Below are 15,988 nucleotides of genomic sequence, written 5' to 3' on the forward strand. Positions count from 1 at the left end.
ACCAAATAGTCCAGTGATGATGGCAAAGAGGCCACACCCGTTCCCATCCCGAACACGGCAGTTAAGCTCTTTTGCGCCGATGGTAGTTGGGGGTCTCCCCCTGTGAGAGTAGGACGTCGCTGGGCTATTCTATGTTTATTTTTTTGTCCCTAATGATTCTTTTACCTTGCTTCCATAGCTCAGCAGGTAGAGTGCTTCCATGGTAAGGAAGAGGTCACCGGTTCGAATCCGGTTGGAAGCTTTTGTTTTCTTTTAGGAGTTCTAAGCAGAAAGTTAAACATATTTTAAAATCAAGGCCCCTTGGTCAAGCGGTTAAGACACCGCCCTTTCACGGCGGTAACACGGGTTCGAATCCCGTAGGGGTCACCAATTTATGGAGGATTAGCTCAGCTGGGAGAGCATCTGCCTTACAAGCAGAGGGTCGGCGGTTCGATCCCGTCATCCTCCACCATTTTTTCAATAAATTCATACGGTGGGGTAGCGAAGTGGCTAAACGCGGCGGACTGTAAATCCGCTCCTTCGGGTTCGGCAGTTCGAATCTGCCCCCCACCACCAGTTTTTATTATGTTTGGGGTATAGCCAAGCGGTAAGGCAACGGGTTTTGATCCCGTCATGCCCTGGTTCGAATCCAGGTACCCCAGCCATTTTTTATTATGAGCCATTAGCTCAGCTGGTAGAGCATCTGACTTTTAATCAGAGGGTCGAAGGTTCGAATCCTTCATGGCTCATTTTCAACTTCCTTGCGCCTGTTCAGCGCGGGGCCTTAGCTCAGCTGGGAGAGCGCGTCGCTGGCAGTGACGAGGTCAGGGGTTCGAGCCCCCTAGGCTCCATTGTTCCATGTGTATTTGTACTATCCATGTGTAAAAAAGCCGTATCCATTAACTTGGATACGGCTTTTTTTTAGGTTCCGATGTATTCGGACTGCGGGCGGAACATGACGTTATTCTCCTGTTGCTCTAAAGCATGCGCCGTCCATCCGACAATGCGGGCGATGCTGAATGTCGGCGTAAACAGCGCGGTCGGCATGGCGATCGACCGCATGATGGCAGCTGCATAGAATTCCACATTTGTGTAAAGTGCGCGTCCAGGTTTGTGTGCGTTCAGCTGCTCAATGATACGGGTTTCGGCAACGGTCGCTAAATCCAGCCATGGGTCTTTTCCCTGAAGCTCCAGGCATTTTTTGCGGAGGATAATGGACCGTGGATCTTCTGTCCGGTAAACCCGGTGGCCAAAGCCCATAATCTTTTCTCCGTGGTCCAGTTTTTCTGCAATGACCGAATTGATGCGGTCTTCAGTTTGTATACTGTCCAGCAACTCAATGACACCGGATGGTGCGCCGCCGTGAAGCGGGCCTTTCATGGTGCCCAGAGCCGATGCAACTGCCGCCACAAGGTCAGACTCGGTGGAGATGGTGACGCGTGCTGCAAAGGTCGAAGCGTTCATGCCATGTTCCATGGTCAATTTCAAATAGGTTTCGAGAGCTTGGGTCTGAGCATTGGTCGGCTCTTGTCCGTTAATCATCCATAGATAATTGGCAGTGTGTCCAAAATCAGCTCTTGGATCGATTGGTTCCTGCCCGTTTTGAATCCGGTAAAAAAGAGCGGCCATTACCGGCAGTGCAGCTGTCAGTGCAGTAGCTTGTTCTACGGGAGACAGGGTTTGGAACTTGGCATCTGGATATGCCGATACTAACGTTCGCATCGCATCCATTAAAGAGCTTTCTTTTGGCAGCAGCTTAGCGATCTCCGCAATATGGGGCGGCAGTTGGCGGAACCGGATCAGTTGCTGCTGCAGGTATTCTAGTTGCGCAGCATCGGGCCATTGCCCATGCCAAAGAAAATAAGCAGTTTCTTCGAAAGACTTGCCGTGAATGACCTCTTGCACTAACTGTCCCCGGTAGCGCAGTTCTCCCCTGTCGCCATCTACCGAAGCAATGGCTGTTTGAACCGCTACGACCCCTTTTAATCCTTGCTGAAACATAAAAACGCCTCCTTTTCTTCCAGTTTACTCTTCCCATTTGATAAAAAAAATTAAAGATATATAATTGAAACAATTAAAAATAGTAATTGAGATGGGGGATGTCATGGAAGTCCAGTGGCTAAGAACCTTCGTAGACGCTGCAGAAACCTTAAATTTTAGAATGACTTCCGAACGCCTGCTGATGTCACAGCCAAGCGTAACCGTTCATATTCGGTTGCTGGAAGAAAGTCTGGGCCTTTCTTTGTTTAAACGCAGCCATAACCGGGTGTCGCTGACGGAAGAAGGACGGCATTTTAAAGAGCAGGCTGTACACGTGCTGGAACAGCTCGATAACAGTGTCGAAGAGCTTCATTCGTTCGCACAAGGCTACCGGAAAAAATGGATATTGGCAATTTCTCCGTTGATGGCGGAAACCATTTTGCCTTATGTGCTGAAATCGTTTATAGATGAGCATCCAGAAGTGGAGTTGGTGATCCGTGTGGAAGAATCGGAGCATATCGAGGCATTGGTTGAATCCGAGCAGGTGTCAGCTGGAATTTCGGCCTTGCCTCCAATTGGACGGGGGATCGATCAACAGATTGTCTACGATGATCCGCTGCTGTTCATCTTGCCGAGGGATGCCTATGACGATGAAACCGGCCCGGTTATTTCAATAGAGCAGGCATTGCGGAACTCCGTCCTCTTTACCCATCATCATCCCGTTTTCTGGGAGGAGCTATTGGGCAAGCTGCGGCTCTGTGTGCCGGGTATCCGGACCATGAAAGTGACGCAAGCACATATTGCCAAACGGTTTATCCAAGAGGGTTTAGGGGCATCATTTTTACCGAAGTCGATGGTTCGCCGGGAGCTGGTGGAAGGCAAACTAATGGAGGCACATTTTGACTTATTTTCTTTGCCGGCAGTTTCTACTTATTTTTTGGCGAAAACGATGGGCAGTCTCGAAGAAGATTTTTTGCGGCGCATTCGGTCTGTATACTTTACTTGAAAAGGGGAGATTGGGATGAATATTGAATCAGATGGCATTCGTTTGCGTTTATTGAAGAGAGAGGATTTTGAATCGTTGTGGACCTTGTACACTCCGGAAATCTTCGAGCATATGCTCAATAAAGTCGAGTCTTTTGAAGACATGGTCACGTGGCTGGAAGCGGGGTTGAATCAGTCGAATGTGCTTATCTTTGTAGTGGAAGACCCAGAAACAGCTGAAATTTTGGGTACCACCCGTATATATGCAATTGATGAGGCCAATAAAAGCTGTGAGATCGGCGCCACTTTCTATGCGCAGTCGGCTCAGCGGACGCATGTCAATACGGCAGTCAAGCATGCGCTGCTCAGTTATTGCTTTGAAGAGCGCAACCTGATTCGGGTGCAGTTTAAAACAGATGCCGATAATATCCTCTCGCAGAAGGCGATTGAACGCATTGGTGCAGTTAAAGAAGGCACATTGCGCAATGAACGCATCCGCTCGACCGGTCAGCCGAGAGATGCTGTCGTCTATTCGATTATTGACCAAGACTGGCCAAAAGTGAAGAAAGAGCTCACGAAAAAAATGAATAAATATACTTGATTTTGTACGGTTGAGCCAAAGAGACCTTAGCGGTTACAATGAATCTATCTTGCTAAGGGGGTATAAAATAATGAATAAATTAAACATATCTATTATTGGGGTTCCAATGGACCACGGACAAAATCGCCGCGGCGTCGACATGGGGCCAAGTGCTATCCGCTATGCTGGCGTTGTAGACCGCATTGAAGAATTGGGCCACACGGTTTCGGACGAAGGCGATATTCAAATCGGCCAGGCAGACGGCAGCGTTGATACGTCGACAAACTTGCGCAATTTGAAAGCGATTACGGAAGCGACCGAAGCGCTTGGCGATAAAGTATTTGAAGTGGCAGAAGCCGGTAATTTCCCACTAGTTTTAGGCGGAGACCACAGCATTGCCATCGGTACGCTTTCTGGGATTTCTGAACGCCACGAAAACTTGGGTGTCATCTGGTATGATGCACACGCAGATATGAACACGAGCGATACGTCGCCATCCGGCAACATCCACGGCATGCCGCTTGCTGCAAGCTTTGGGTTGGGCCATGAAAAATTAACGAACATCCGCGGCTATTCGCCAAAAGTGAAACCTGAAAACATCGTCATCATCGGTGCGCGTTCAGTAGATCCAGGCGAACGCCAGCTGATCAAAGAACTAGGCATCCGTGTTTACAGCATGCACGAAATCGACAAATTGGGAATGAACGCTGTGATCAACGATTCGATTCGTTATTTAAAAGAAGAGCGCAAGACGGATGCAGTCCATCTGTCATTGGATCTTGATGGCATCGACCCAATGTACACACCAGGCGTCGGGACTCCGGTTCCAGGCGGCATCAGCTACCGCGAAAGTCATTTAGCGATGGAAATGCTGTTTGATGCAGGCATCATCACTTCTGCAGAGTTTGTGGAAGTCAACCCGATTTTGGACGAAAAGAACCGCACAGCTGATGTAGCTGTTGCGTTGATCGGTTCCTTATTCGGCGAAAAATTATTGTAAGCAGAGACAGGCGAAAGCCTGTTTTTTTTGTGCCGTTTAATAGGAAACTTTTCCCTTTGGAAAACGTCACAAAATTTAGTTGGATTTATTTGGGTATTGTCTGATACGATAGAATAAGAAAAATAATTGAAACCTTTTAAGTTAGTGCACGTATATAAAGTACAGCCGCATAGGCGGAGGGAAATGAGATCATGGATGCGTTAGTCAATAAACGAATAGCTAAGGTACTAAAAGGCGATCAGAACGCATTCGCCGAAATCGTGGAGCTTTACCAACACCAGCTGTATCAGATCTGCTACCGGATGCTTGGCAACAAGCAGGAAGCGGAAGATATCGCTCAGGAAGCTTTTATGCGCGCTTATGTAAACATCCACACGTTTGACCAGAAGCGAAAATTTTCGACATGGCTGTACCGCATCGCCACCAATCTGTGCATCGACCGGATCCGTAAGAAAAAGCCGGATTATCACTTGGATGCCGAAGTGCGCGGGACGGAAGGCTTGAACATGTATTCGAAAATTGCCAATGATGATGAGCTTCCGGAAGAAGAGTTGATGCGGATGGAAGTTCAGGAACGGGTACAGTACGAAATCAGCCGCTTGCCAGATAAGTACCGTGCCGCTATTGTATTAAAGTATATTGAAGAATTGCCGCTGGCGGAAATTAGTGAAATTCTGGATTTGCCGTTGGGTACGGTAAAGACGCGTATACACCGAGGGCGCGAAGCTCTTCGCAAGCAATTGAGCAATTTGTAGGAGGCGAGCACGATGAATGCGTGTCCGGAAAACGTGATCCATCTCATGGACGATTATCTCGATGGGGATATCAGTCCAAGCGATGAAAAACAGTTAAAAGAACACCTGGAGAACTGCAGCGATTGCAGAAAGCAGTATCAAGCATTAAGCAAAACCATTGCATTTGTCCAAAGTGCATCACATATACAGGCACCTGCTGATTTTGTCCAAAAGACGATGGCAGGGCTGCCGAAAGAAAGACAGCGGGCAGGCGTTCAGCGTTGGTTCAGAAGACATCCAATGCTCGCAGCTGCAGCGTTATTCTGCATATTGATGAGCGCGGCCTTGTTCACAAATTTCAATGACGATCAGCAATTTTCGTTTACCAAGCAGCCTAATCTAGTAGTAGAGGGCCAGACAGTGGTGGTGCCTGAAGGCCAGACAATTGTCGGCGACTTGACGGTACGCAATGGCGATTTGCGTGTGGAAGGCGAACTGCAAGGAAATGTAACCATTGTTAACGGCCAGTATATGGCATCAAGCGGCGTCATTACCGGTGAAATTGAGGAAATTGACAAAGCATTTGAATGGTTATGGTATACCATAAAAAATGGCTTTAAAGACGCAGCTGCTATTTTTGAAACAAATGGAAGCCAAACAACCGAGTAAACCTGTCCTTTCCTAAAGGATGGGTTTTTTCTATGAAGGCAAGCCCAATTTACTTATGCTATACTTAATGTATATGCAGATGTAGAAAAGCGAGGGTTGCAGATGCCTTTTTTGGAGAATTTAACAGACCAAACACCACTCGAACTTCTAGGAAATATTATTGATATTTTATTAGTTTGGTTCGTTATCTATAAATTGATTACCGTCATCAAAGGAACGAAGGCCGTTCAATTGCTGAAAGGAATCTTTGTTATCATTATTGCACGCCTCGTCACGCAGGTACTGAACTTGGAAACACTCGGCTGGATTATGCAGCAAGTGCTGGAATGGGGTTTTCTGGCCATCATCATTATCTTCCAGCCTGAATTGCGCCGTGCACTTGAACAGCTCGGCCGCGGCAAGCTGTTTTCCAGCAGTACGCTGAATGAAGAGTCTGAGCGCAACCGATTGATTGAAGCGATGTCCAAATCCGTCAGCTATATGGCAAAGCGGCGGATTGGTGCATTGGTGTCGATTGAACGTGAAACCGGTTTGAGCGAGTACATTGAAACCGGCATTCCGATGAATTCAGATATTACGTCCGAACTGATGATCAATTTGTTTATTCCGAACACACCGTTGCATGACGGAGCAGTCATTGTGCAAAAAAACCGGATTGCCGCAGCAGCTTGCTACTTGCCGCTGTCCGAAAGTCCGTTTATTTCAAAAGAGCTGGGAACGCGCCACCGTGCCGCTCTTGGCATCAGCGAAGTGACCGACGCGATCACCATTGTCGTGTCGGAAGAAACGGGCGCCATCAGCTTGACAGCAAATGGCGATTTGCACCGCAATTTGTCACTTGAAGACTTTGAAGTGAAACTGCGCCGAATTTGGTTCGGCGCAGCACAGCAGGAAGTCGCTTCTTCATGGTGGAACTGGAGGGGGAAAAAGAATGGATAAGATGATGGACAATCGCTGGTTTTTACGAATTACGGCGCTGCTGTTAGCCTTCCTTTTATTCTTCTCCGTACAGGCAGAAGACAGTCCTACGGGGACGGCGGATGCCGGCCGGACATCAGAAGTGATTGAAGATGTGGAACTCGAGGTATATCATGACAATAGTTTAATGGTCAGCGGTGTACCAGACACAGCGGACTTGCATTTAAATGGTCCAGTCAGCAGTGTGCAGACTGCACGCCAATTAGAAGACTTTACCTTGTTTTTGGATTTGCGAAATTTGCCTGTGGGTGAGCATCAAGTGCCCATTCAAACTGAAAATCTATCTGAACAATTGAACATTCGGACCGATCCCGCATTCGTGAATGTCGTGATTGAAGAACGGGTGTCGCAGGAATTCCGCATCGATCCGGAAGTCAACGAGCGGATGCTTGCTGACGGGTTCATACTTGAAAGTGTGGCTGCCGATCCGGAAACGGTGACGGTAACCGGGCCGAAAAGTATGATTGATGCCATCAGCTTTGTTAAAGCAACTGTATCCGGGGAACAGGGAGTCAAGGAATCCTTTACGACCGCTGCCCGCGTCCGTGTCTTAGCAGAAGATTTGACCAAGCTGGAAGATGCGGAAATTGAACCACAGGAAGTAGAAGTGGATGTAGAAGTCGTGGAATACAGCAGGATGGTACCGGTAAGGCTGGAACCAACCGGCGAAGCCCGTGTAGGCATTACCATCACTGACTGGAGCACGGCCACAGAAGAAATTCGCGTTTTTGGACCGGAAACGGTCGTGGATGAGCTGACCGAGTATGTGGTAGAAGTGGATGCGGCAAGTGTTACTGCCGAAGACACCACAATTGAAGTTGAGCTGGAAGTTCCTTCGGGTGCTTCTGCAGTATCACCAGGGCAAGTTACCGTGGAAGCGGAAACGATTGTCGATGAATCGGCGCAGTCTCCTGAAGACCTTGGCAATTAATGAACAACCAACGATTTACAATAGTATGGAAAAATAACTAAGCGAAAGCTTAACTAAACCAATCAGAAGCAAATGATTGAAGGAGCGAAAAGTAGAATGGGAAAATATTTTGGGACAGATGGAGTACGGGGAGTAGCCAATACAGAGCTGACACCTGAACTGGCTTTTAAATTAGGACGCATTGGCGGATATATTTTAACGAAGAGTGCAAAAGATAAACCGAAAGTGCTGATTGGCCGCGATACACGCATTTCAGGTGAAATGCTGGAAGGCGCTTTGGCAGCCGGTTTGCTGTCTGTGGGCGCAGAAGTAATGCGCCTTGGTGTCATCAGTACGCCAGGCGTCTCTTATTTGACGCGTGTAATGAGCGCTGAAGCAGGCGTTATGATTTCCGCTTCACACAACCCTGTGGAAGACAACGGCATCAAATTTTTCGGCTCAGACGGCTTTAAGTTGTCCGATGCGCAAGAAGCTGAAATTGAAGCTTTGCTCGACAGCAGTGAAGATCTACTGCCGCGCCCAACTGGCGGCGATCTTGGAAGCATTACGGATTACTTTGAAGGCGGCCAGAAGTACTTGCAGTACTTGAAGCAGTCTGTTGATGAAGAATTTGACGGCATCCTTGTGGCGCTTGACTGTGCACACGGTGCGACGTCTACTTTGGCAACGCATGTATTTGCGGATCTGGATGCAGACATCACGTCAATGGGTGCTTCACCGAACGGCTTGAACATCAATGCCGGAGTCGGTTCAACTCATCCGGAGAAATTGGCGGAGCTGGTTGTCGCAAAATCTGCAGATATTGGGTTGGCTTTCGACGGCGACGGCGATCGCTTGATAGCAGTGGATGAAAAAGGCCAAATCGTAGATGGCGACCAAATTATGTACATTTGTGCCAAGCACCTGCATTCGGAAGGCCGCTTGAAGAAAGACACAGTAGTTTCTACGGTTATGAGCAATATGGGCTTTTACAAAGCTTTGGAAAGCCATGGCATGAAGAGCAACAAGACTGCTGTCGGTGACCGGTATGTTGTGGAAGAAATGAAGAAAAACGGCTATAATTTGGGCGGCGAACAGTCGGGCCATATTATTTTCCTTGATTACAACACGACGGGTGATGGCTTGCTAACGGGCTTGCAGTTAGTCAACATCATGAAAATTACTGGCAAGAAGTTGTCTGAACTGGCATCTGAAATGACGATCTTCCCGCAAAAGCTTGTGAATATTCGTGTGACAGATAAACATGCAGTGACAGACAATGCCAAAGTGGCAGCAGTTATTGCGGATGTTGAGACAGAGATGAACGGCAACGGCCGTGTCCTTGTACGTCCATCCGGCACGGAACCATTGGTGCGTGTCATGGTCGAAGCAGCTTCAGCAGAAGACTGTGAAAACTTTGTAGAACGCATCGCGGAAGTTGTCCGCAGCGAAATGGGCTTAAACTAATCAAATACAGTGATCTCAAGGCCGTAAGCACCGTTGCTTGCGGTCTTTTTTATTCGCGAAAAAATAGTATGTCTGTACCAAAGAAAGTTGTAGAATGGGAAGTAAATAGAAAAGAAATCGCTTTAGGTGGGGCTTGCAGCAGAATATCCATAGATAGAGAGAGTTTGTTTCAACTAATTAGATCCATCACGTTTGAGTTTTTCTACTGTGAGAAATTTTGGAGTGATAAAGAAGAGAAAAGAACCAGTTCATGGAAAGAGGTGATAATATATACCTAAATAACTATCTGCTTTAATTGACGGGATTGTGCGGAAGCTGTATGATAGTAGAGTCGGTTTATGACCGCAGCAAAAGGGGGATAGTAGGGAGTGCGAGGAAAACAATTATAGCGCCTGTACTGAAGAAATCGGACGGACCAGTCATCTTCAGTAGACGAGGAGAAGGAGTATCGAGATTTCGGCGGATACCTTCCGGCCGCGAAGCCCGGTCGTTATGTCCATTCTTAAAACAATCGAGCGATCGATTGGACAACAAGATGGATGGGCTCAAGTAGAAGTGTTTGGAGAAGTATGCAAACACTCATTTTGACTTTCAGAAAAACGGAGGAATTAGACTATGTGTGGAATTGTTGGATATATCGGAGAAAACGACTCGAAAGAAATTTTATTGAAAGGCTTGGAGCGCTTGGAGTACCGCGGTTACGATTCAGCAGGAATTGCTGTACGCAACGGCACGGGCGTTACGGTTTTTAAAGAAAAAGGACGCATTGCAGATTTGCGCGGCGTTGTTGAAGAAGAAGTTACAGGATCTACCGGTATCGGCCATACACGTTGGGCGACTCACGGCAAACCAAACCGCGTGAACGCGCACCCGCACCAAAACACATCTGACCGCTTCACGATCGTTCACAACGGCGTGATTGAAAACTACCACCATATCCAGCGCGATTACTTGGCTGGCGTGGCAATGGAGTCGGATACAGATACGGAAATCATCGTGCAGTTGATCGGCAAGTTTGTTGAAGAAGGCCAAACAACACAGGATGCTTTCAGCAAAGCTCTTACCTTACTGAAGGGTTCATATGCAATCGCATTATTGGACGCAGAAGAAGAGGAGACCATCTTTGTCGCAAAAAACAAAAGCCCATTGCTTGTAGGGCTTGGCGACGACTTTAATGTAGTGGCATCTGATGCCATGGCGATGCTTCAATTGACAGATCAGTTTGTTGAATTGATGGATAAAGAAATTGTCATCGTTCGCAAAGACAGCGTGGAAATTTTAACATTGGATGGCCAGACCGTAAGCCGCCTGCCATTCACTGCAGAAATTGACATGAGCGACATTGAAAAAGGCACATACCCTCACTATATGTTAAAAGAAATTGACGAGCAGCCAGCAGTTGTCCGCAAAATCGTTCAGGCATATCAGGACGGAAATGATAAATTGACCATCCAACCAGAAATTTTGGACGCGATGCAAGCTGCTGACCGCATCCACATCATTGCGGCAGGAACAAGCTACCATGCAGGATTGATCGGCAAAGAATACATCGAGAAATTAGCAGGAATTCCGGTTGAAGTGCATGTATCGAGTGAATTTGGCTACAACATGCCATTGCTTTCGGAAAACCCATTGTTCATCTTTATCTCCCAATCCGGAGAAACAGCAGACAGCCGCCAAGTATTGGTGAAAATCAAAGAGATGGGCCATGCTTCGTTGACCATTACAAACGTAGCCGGATCTACCTTGTCACGCGAGTCTGACCATACCCTATTGTTGTATGCAGGTCCTGAAATTGCCGTGGCATCGACAAAAGCCTACACAGCGCAATTGGCTGTCTTGTCGATCTTGGGTGCAGTTACAGCGGAAGCACGCGGCATCGACATCGGCTTTGACTTGGTTCAGGAACTTGGAATCGTGGCAAACGCCATTCAGGCTCAAGTGGATTCAAAAGAAGAAATGGAGCAGATCGCTGCAGACTATTTGTCTACTACACGCAATTGCTTCTTTATCGGCCGCGTCATGGATTATTTCGTTGGACTTGAAGGTTCATTGAAATTGAAAGAGATTTCATACATCCAGGCAGAAGGCTTTGCTGGAGGCGAATTAAAGCACGGAACGATCGCATTGATCGAAGAAGGCACACCGGTTATCGCCCTTGCGACGCAAGAAGCGGTTAACTTGAACATCCGCGGCAACGTGAAAGAAGTAGCAGCACGTGGCGCACACACATGCATCATTTCAATGGAAGGCTTGCAGGAAGAAGGCGACAGCCTGGTCCTTCCGAAAGTCAACGAATTGCTGACGCCGCTTGTATCGGTTATCCCGATGCAGTTGATCAGCTATTACGCAGCGCTTCACCGCGATTGTGACGTTGACAAGCCGCGTAACCTTGCGAAATCAGTAACAGTGGAATAACCCGTAAACCATTTCCGGGTGAAACAGCAAAAACCCCTTTGGATCTTTAGAATCCAAAGGGGTTTTTGCGTTCTTCTGCACTCAATGCGTCTCTAAACTCTCAGTGAGGGTAGGAGAGGAAGAGAGGTTTTGATGGCGGGTTTTTGTCTTTGGTAATCGAGGTACTTGTCATTAAATGCTTTCGGCTGCATGGGTTTGTCGTAAAAGTACCCTTGGTGAATGGCGCAGCCGTTGATGGTCAAAAACAAAGCTTCGGAAGCTTCTTCGACGCCTTCGGCTACAAGGTCACAGCCTACACTGTTTACAAACTGAATAAGTGACTTGAGAACGGCTTCCGATTTAGGATCCTGGCCAATTTTTTCGATAAACGATTTGTCCAATTTGATTTTATTGATGGGAAAGTCCAGCAAATAAGCAAGTGAGGAAAATCCGGTCCCAAAGTCATCAAGCGCAATCGAAATCCCTTTTTCTTGGCATGCCAACAAATTTTTCATAGTTTTTTCTGAATAGCGAAGTTCCACGCTTTCGGTAATTTCAATTTCAATTAATGCCGGAGCAATGCCGTAGTTATCAAGCATGCAGAACAGTTTATCAAAAAAAGTCGTGCTGTCGAGCAAGGAAGGGGTGATATTAATGGCTGTGCGAAGCGAACTGCCGTATCGCTGTTCCCTTTGCGTCATATAAGAAAAAACTTCATCCAGCAAATGTTCCGTCAGCCGTTTAATCGTGTTGGTTTCTTCCGCAATGCCAATAAACTCAACGGGGGAAATGAACCCCAATTCCGGATGGTGCCAGCGTGACAAGACTTCCACACCACGGACTCTGCTGGTTGCCGCATCAATTTGCGGCTGAAGAGCAAAATGAAAGCCAAGAGATTTCAAGTCTTCAGAAAGGCTTTTTTCAATCAGGATGCGCCTTGCCAACTCATCTCTCATGGCAGAATCAAAAATACAGAAAGAAGAACCTTTTTTCTCTTTTGCTTTGCGCATGGTGATTTCGCCAAACGTCATCAAATCTTCAAACTCTGTCGAATCAGTAGGACAAGAAATGACGCCGATGCTTACAGTGACATCTACATAACTTGATGCATTCAATGAGAAAGGGCGATCGAACAAGCTGCTCACCTGTTTGGCAAAAGCTATTGCACTATCGTTTTTTGGATGCCTGCGGACAATCACCAGTTCGTCTCCTTCAAGCCGGCCGATTAAATCTTGTGGAGCAATCAGTTGTGTGAGACTTGCCACAATGCTTTTGAATACTTCATCGCCCATTTTATGCGTATAAAGCGCATTGATGTATTTAAAATTATCCAAGTTGAGGTAAAGGATGGAGAAAGGTGCTTTTTGCTGCATGAGCACCTCGATTTCATCGGCGATTTTTTTGCGATTGGGCAATCCGGTTAAGTAATCGGTATGGGCAAACTTGTCCCATTCTTCTTCAACGGTCAGCGGCTTGCTAATCCTTTGGCAATAAACAGCCAATCCATCATTTTCAATCGGATAAACCCGCACCGTAAACCAGGATGCCACAGATGTGTAGTACTCCTTAAATTGAACAGGAGAGCGTTCCCGCATCGCGCGAACAATGCTTTTGTAATACGTCGTGCCGACAGCTTCTGGAAACGCAGTCCATAGATTCTGTCCGATCAATTCTCCTTTTCGGCATTGAAGAATTTTCTCGGATTGCTTGTTTAAAAAGTGGAAGTTCATTTGGTGGTCGATCAAGTAAAACGCATCGGTCATATTTTCGAAAACGTGCTCGGTGTGCAAGGTGTTAACCGATTGGAGACTCACTGGCTGCTGATATAAAATAACCCCTTTTGAACCGTTTTCCAGTGAAAAAGGACGGTATTTGGTAGACAGCCATTCGGTTTTATCAGCTACATAAAAAGGAGACAAGTGGAAATGCCACTGAGCTTTTTCTTGTAAAATGTCTTGGATATTTTCAAATTCAACAAACTTCTCTGCTTTTTTCAAATAGCCTAAATAATTCATGCCGATTTTCCAGTAGGGACTTGGCAATTGATGTTGGATGCAATAGTTCACCCAGCGGTCATTTGCCTGCAAAACGAGTCCATCCGCATCTAAAAGGACAACGAAATCATCTCTTTCTTCCAGTAGCTCCTGCACTTGCTGTTTAAGCAATTCCATCCTTGGATCCCTCCCAATAAAATAGCTGTATCTTTTTTAGAAACTAGACATACTGAACCGATTGTTAAGCTGGAAACATGGAGCAAAACAGAGAACAAGGGGGTGAATCCGTATGCAGTAGTGGATTGAACCCGAGCTCACCATAAACAGGTATATTCTTTGTTGGATGAAACTTCTATATCCACGGTTTGCAGCAAATAACAAATATGGTGGAAAGCCTGAAGATTTTTTAGGCGTATGGCTTTGTTTTCGTGTTCGTCCATGTACACGATATAATCTTTTTTGCGGGTGAAGGACCTGGCCGCTGTATAAAATGGAATGTTTTTGCCTCTTTCTGCTTTTCCATCCACCCAGTTAAATTTGGACATTTGAAAAATGTCTGCCACAATATAGCCGCCTTCCCAAGAACACATAAGGACAAGATCGTACTTGGTATAAGTGTTTAAGGTCTCTTCTCGAGTCAACAGCATTTTTTCGAGTGTGCTGCTGAGGAAGACTTTGATGTCATCCAGTTCTGAATCTGCTAAGCCTTCTTTCTTTTTGAACGAGAACATAAGAAAACTCCTTTCTTTCGTGAAATAATAAAAGCTGTCGTAAAGGGAGTGGAAATTCCTCTGCTTTTCTTCAGCCAATGATTTCTCACTTGTTCGAAAAGAGTGAGGGCATCTCAATGTTATTGAACGTTCGACTAGGCTGAAGTTGATGGAGATCTTGATAATAAGAGAGAAGCAGAGAAATATATAATCACGACGGTGATGCGAAATACAAAAAGGTGATTCTATTGATCGAGCAAAAAAAATATTATGTGGTTCAATTGACTTATTATCGAATTATTACTTAAAATTATATATTTTACTTGTATAAGAATACATGGACATATGTAACCATTTAAAAAATTAAATACTAATTATTTTCCAAATAAATAGGTATATAAGTCATCTAACTCTATTTAAAAAAAAGAAAAATAAAAAATGCTTTTATGAAATAAAGTTTTTTCTGCCACATTCTTTGCTCTGGTGAGATTCTGAGAAAAATATCTGTAATATTTTGAAATTATGAGTTTTTAAAAAGAAGTTCAGTGATTTTTCTTTACTGGCGTAAGGAAAACAGCAAAAAATAAAAACTGACAGGAAGAGAATTTCGATAGATTCCAAATTAACTTTCAACAATTTTAAAGGGCTAGTGTTTGGATTTTTATCAAAACCCTGCCAAATGGTATAATTAATTCAACATATAGCAAAGGTGTGAAATGGATGTCTGCGTTAAAAGATTTTTCCCAATACATAAGCAAGCATGCGGAACTCTTATCGGCAGAAGTGGTAGAATCGGTTGTGCGTGAGATGAATTTGAATATTTCTGAGTTGGAAAAACAGCAAGCGAATCTGATGTACATAGAGCTTCTCGGGTTTTACGGGCACTCCCTCTTGGAAGGAGACCGCATTCAAGTACCGGAGTCCTTACTGGAATGGAGCAAAAAGAATGCGGAAATGCAGGTAGCTTCAGGCGGTAAGATTTCTGAAATTGTTATCCGTTATCCAATCACACGACAAGTTTTTTCTGAAATTTTCACGCGGCTCAGCTTGCAGTTTGGGTTGTCTGTAGTGGAAACTTCAAAATCCATCAAAGGCATCAATGCCATTTTGGATGTGAGTTTGAATGAAACTTTTTATGCTTTTGAACGTTTTTCGGAAAAATACCAGGCGGAAAAACAAGTAGAACTGCTGAACTTGTCAGCACCTATTGTGCCGATACTCGAAGATGTTGTGGTGCTGCCATTGGTCGGTGTGATCGACAGCTACCGGGTTGCGCACATTTTAAACAACGTGATTCCGAGAATCGCTGAGCAGAATGTCAATCATGTCGTCATTGATTTTTCAGGCGTCCTGACCATCGATGCCCACGTTGCACAATCGATCCAGCAGATTGGGGCAACACTTCAATTAATGGGCATCCATATCGTTATTGCCGGATTGCGGCCAGATTTGGTCCAAACCATTGTCCACAGCGGAATTGATATGCTCGATGCCGATGTTTATGCAACCGTTAAACAGGCACTGGAATGCGTTAAGTAACTCGCTTGGAAATTCACAAAAAAACCGCAGTCTCTCTTTTTCGAGAAATTGCGGTTTTTTGTGTTTG

At 45.7% G+C, this 15,988-nt stretch carries 13 protein-coding genes, 7 tRNA genes and 1 rRNA gene; 18 read left to right on the top strand and 3 right to left on the bottom strand.

The window, feature by feature from the left end; translation table 11 throughout:
* Positions 1-9: 9 nt before the first annotated feature.
* From rrf to AC4EHK_RS13795, 8 genes are all read left to right on the top strand, one after another.
* A 5S ribosomal RNA gene (rrf, locus tag AC4EHK_RS13760) occupies positions 10-125 on the top strand.
* 43 nt (positions 126-168) lie between these two features.
* Positions 169-241 (top strand) — tRNA-Thr (locus AC4EHK_RS13765).
* A gap of 53 nt (positions 242-294) precedes the next feature.
* Positions 295-369 (top strand) — tRNA-Glu (locus AC4EHK_RS13770).
* Between the two features lie 6 nt (positions 370-375).
* A tRNA-Val gene (locus AC4EHK_RS13775) sits at positions 376-451 on the top strand.
* A 20-nt stretch (positions 452-471) separates the two neighbouring features.
* Positions 472-555 (top strand) — tRNA-Tyr (locus AC4EHK_RS13780).
* Between the two features lie 14 nt (positions 556-569).
* A tRNA-Gln gene (locus tag AC4EHK_RS13785) sits at positions 570-644 on the top strand.
* A gap of 11 nt (positions 645-655) precedes the next feature.
* Positions 656-728 (top strand) — tRNA-Lys (locus AC4EHK_RS13790).
* A 29-nt stretch (positions 729-757) separates the two neighbouring features.
* A tRNA-Ala gene (locus AC4EHK_RS13795) sits at positions 758-830 on the top strand.
* Between the two features lie 70 nt (positions 831-900).
* Here AC4EHK_RS13795 and AC4EHK_RS13800 read toward each other — a convergent pair.
* Complete coding sequence (locus tag AC4EHK_RS13800) at positions 901-1,980, bottom strand: citrate synthase/methylcitrate synthase (protein ID WP_490979367.1); 1,080 nt, start codon at positions 1,978-1,980, stop codon at positions 901-903.
* Positions 1,981-2,083: 103 nt separating this feature from the next.
* Here AC4EHK_RS13800 and AC4EHK_RS13805 point away from each other — a divergent pair, with 103 nt between their 5' ends.
* From AC4EHK_RS13805 to glmS, 9 genes are all read left to right on the top strand, one after another.
* Positions 2,084-2,965 carry a LysR family transcriptional regulator gene (locus AC4EHK_RS13805; RefSeq protein WP_490979368.1) on the top strand — a complete coding sequence of 294 codons (882 nt, stop codon included), beginning with the start codon at positions 2,084-2,086 and terminating at the stop codon, positions 2,963-2,965.
* Between the two features lie 15 nt (positions 2,966-2,980).
* Positions 2,981-3,544: a GNAT family N-acetyltransferase gene (locus AC4EHK_RS13810; RefSeq protein ID WP_490979369.1), complete on the top strand. Its 564-nt coding sequence runs from the start codon at positions 2,981-2,983 to the stop codon at positions 3,542-3,544.
* Between the two features lie 70 nt (positions 3,545-3,614).
* Entirely contained in the window at positions 3,615-4,523 is a 909-nt protein-coding gene (gene rocF, locus AC4EHK_RS13815) for an arginase (protein WP_490979370.1), read from the top strand.
* A 191-nt stretch (positions 4,524-4,714) separates the two neighbouring features.
* A complete protein-coding gene (gene sigW / locus AC4EHK_RS13820; protein WP_215101094.1) occupies positions 4,715-5,278 on the top strand; it encodes an RNA polymerase sigma factor SigW in 564 nt (187 codons plus the stop codon).
* A 12-nt stretch (positions 5,279-5,290) separates the two neighbouring features.
* A complete protein-coding gene (locus tag AC4EHK_RS13825; protein WP_490979371.1) occupies positions 5,291-5,926 on the top strand; it encodes a zf-HC2 domain-containing protein in 636 nt (211 codons plus the stop codon).
* A gap of 102 nt (positions 5,927-6,028) precedes the next feature.
* Positions 6,029-6,865 carry a diadenylate cyclase CdaA gene (cdaA, locus tag AC4EHK_RS13830; protein WP_490979372.1) on the top strand — a complete coding sequence of 279 codons (837 nt, stop codon included), beginning with the start codon at positions 6,029-6,031 and terminating at the stop codon, positions 6,863-6,865.
* The gene (locus tag AC4EHK_RS13835) at positions 6,858-7,835 is read left to right on the top strand and encodes a CdaR family protein (RefSeq protein ID WP_490979373.1); all 978 of its coding nucleotides are present in this window, start codon (positions 6,858-6,860) and stop codon (positions 7,833-7,835) included. The genes cdaA and AC4EHK_RS13835 overlap by 8 nt, the downstream gene beginning before the upstream one ends.
* 96 nt (positions 7,836-7,931) lie before the next feature.
* Positions 7,932-9,281 carry a phosphoglucosamine mutase gene (gene glmM, locus AC4EHK_RS13840; RefSeq protein ID WP_490979374.1) on the top strand — a complete coding sequence of 450 codons (1,350 nt, stop codon included), beginning with the start codon at positions 7,932-7,934 and terminating at the stop codon, positions 9,279-9,281.
* A 615-nt stretch (positions 9,282-9,896) separates the two neighbouring features.
* Entirely contained in the window at positions 9,897-11,699 is a 1,803-nt protein-coding gene (gene glmS, locus AC4EHK_RS13845; protein WP_490979375.1) for a glutamine--fructose-6-phosphate transaminase (isomerizing), read from the top strand.
* 92 nt (positions 11,700-11,791) lie between these two features.
* Here the strand turns inward: glmS and AC4EHK_RS13850 are convergent, their stop codons facing one another.
* Both AC4EHK_RS13850 and AC4EHK_RS13855 read right to left on the bottom strand, forming a co-directional pair.
* A complete protein-coding gene (locus AC4EHK_RS13850) occupies positions 11,792-13,849 on the bottom strand; it encodes a sensor domain-containing protein (protein ID WP_490979376.1) in 2,058 nt (685 codons plus the stop codon).
* Positions 13,850-13,986: 137 nt separating this feature from the next.
* Positions 13,987-14,403 (bottom strand): hypothetical protein, encoded by a 417-nt coding sequence (locus AC4EHK_RS13855; protein WP_490979377.1) that lies wholly within the window; start codon positions 14,401-14,403, stop codon positions 13,987-13,989.
* A 699-nt stretch (positions 14,404-15,102) separates the two neighbouring features.
* Here AC4EHK_RS13855 and AC4EHK_RS13860 point away from each other — a divergent pair.
* A complete protein-coding gene (locus AC4EHK_RS13860; protein ID WP_490979378.1) occupies positions 15,103-15,921 on the top strand; it encodes an STAS domain-containing protein in 819 nt (272 codons plus the stop codon).
* Positions 15,922-15,988: the final 67 nt, after the last annotated feature.

This window comes from Planococcus sp. TJ-307 (assembly GCF_058268435.1).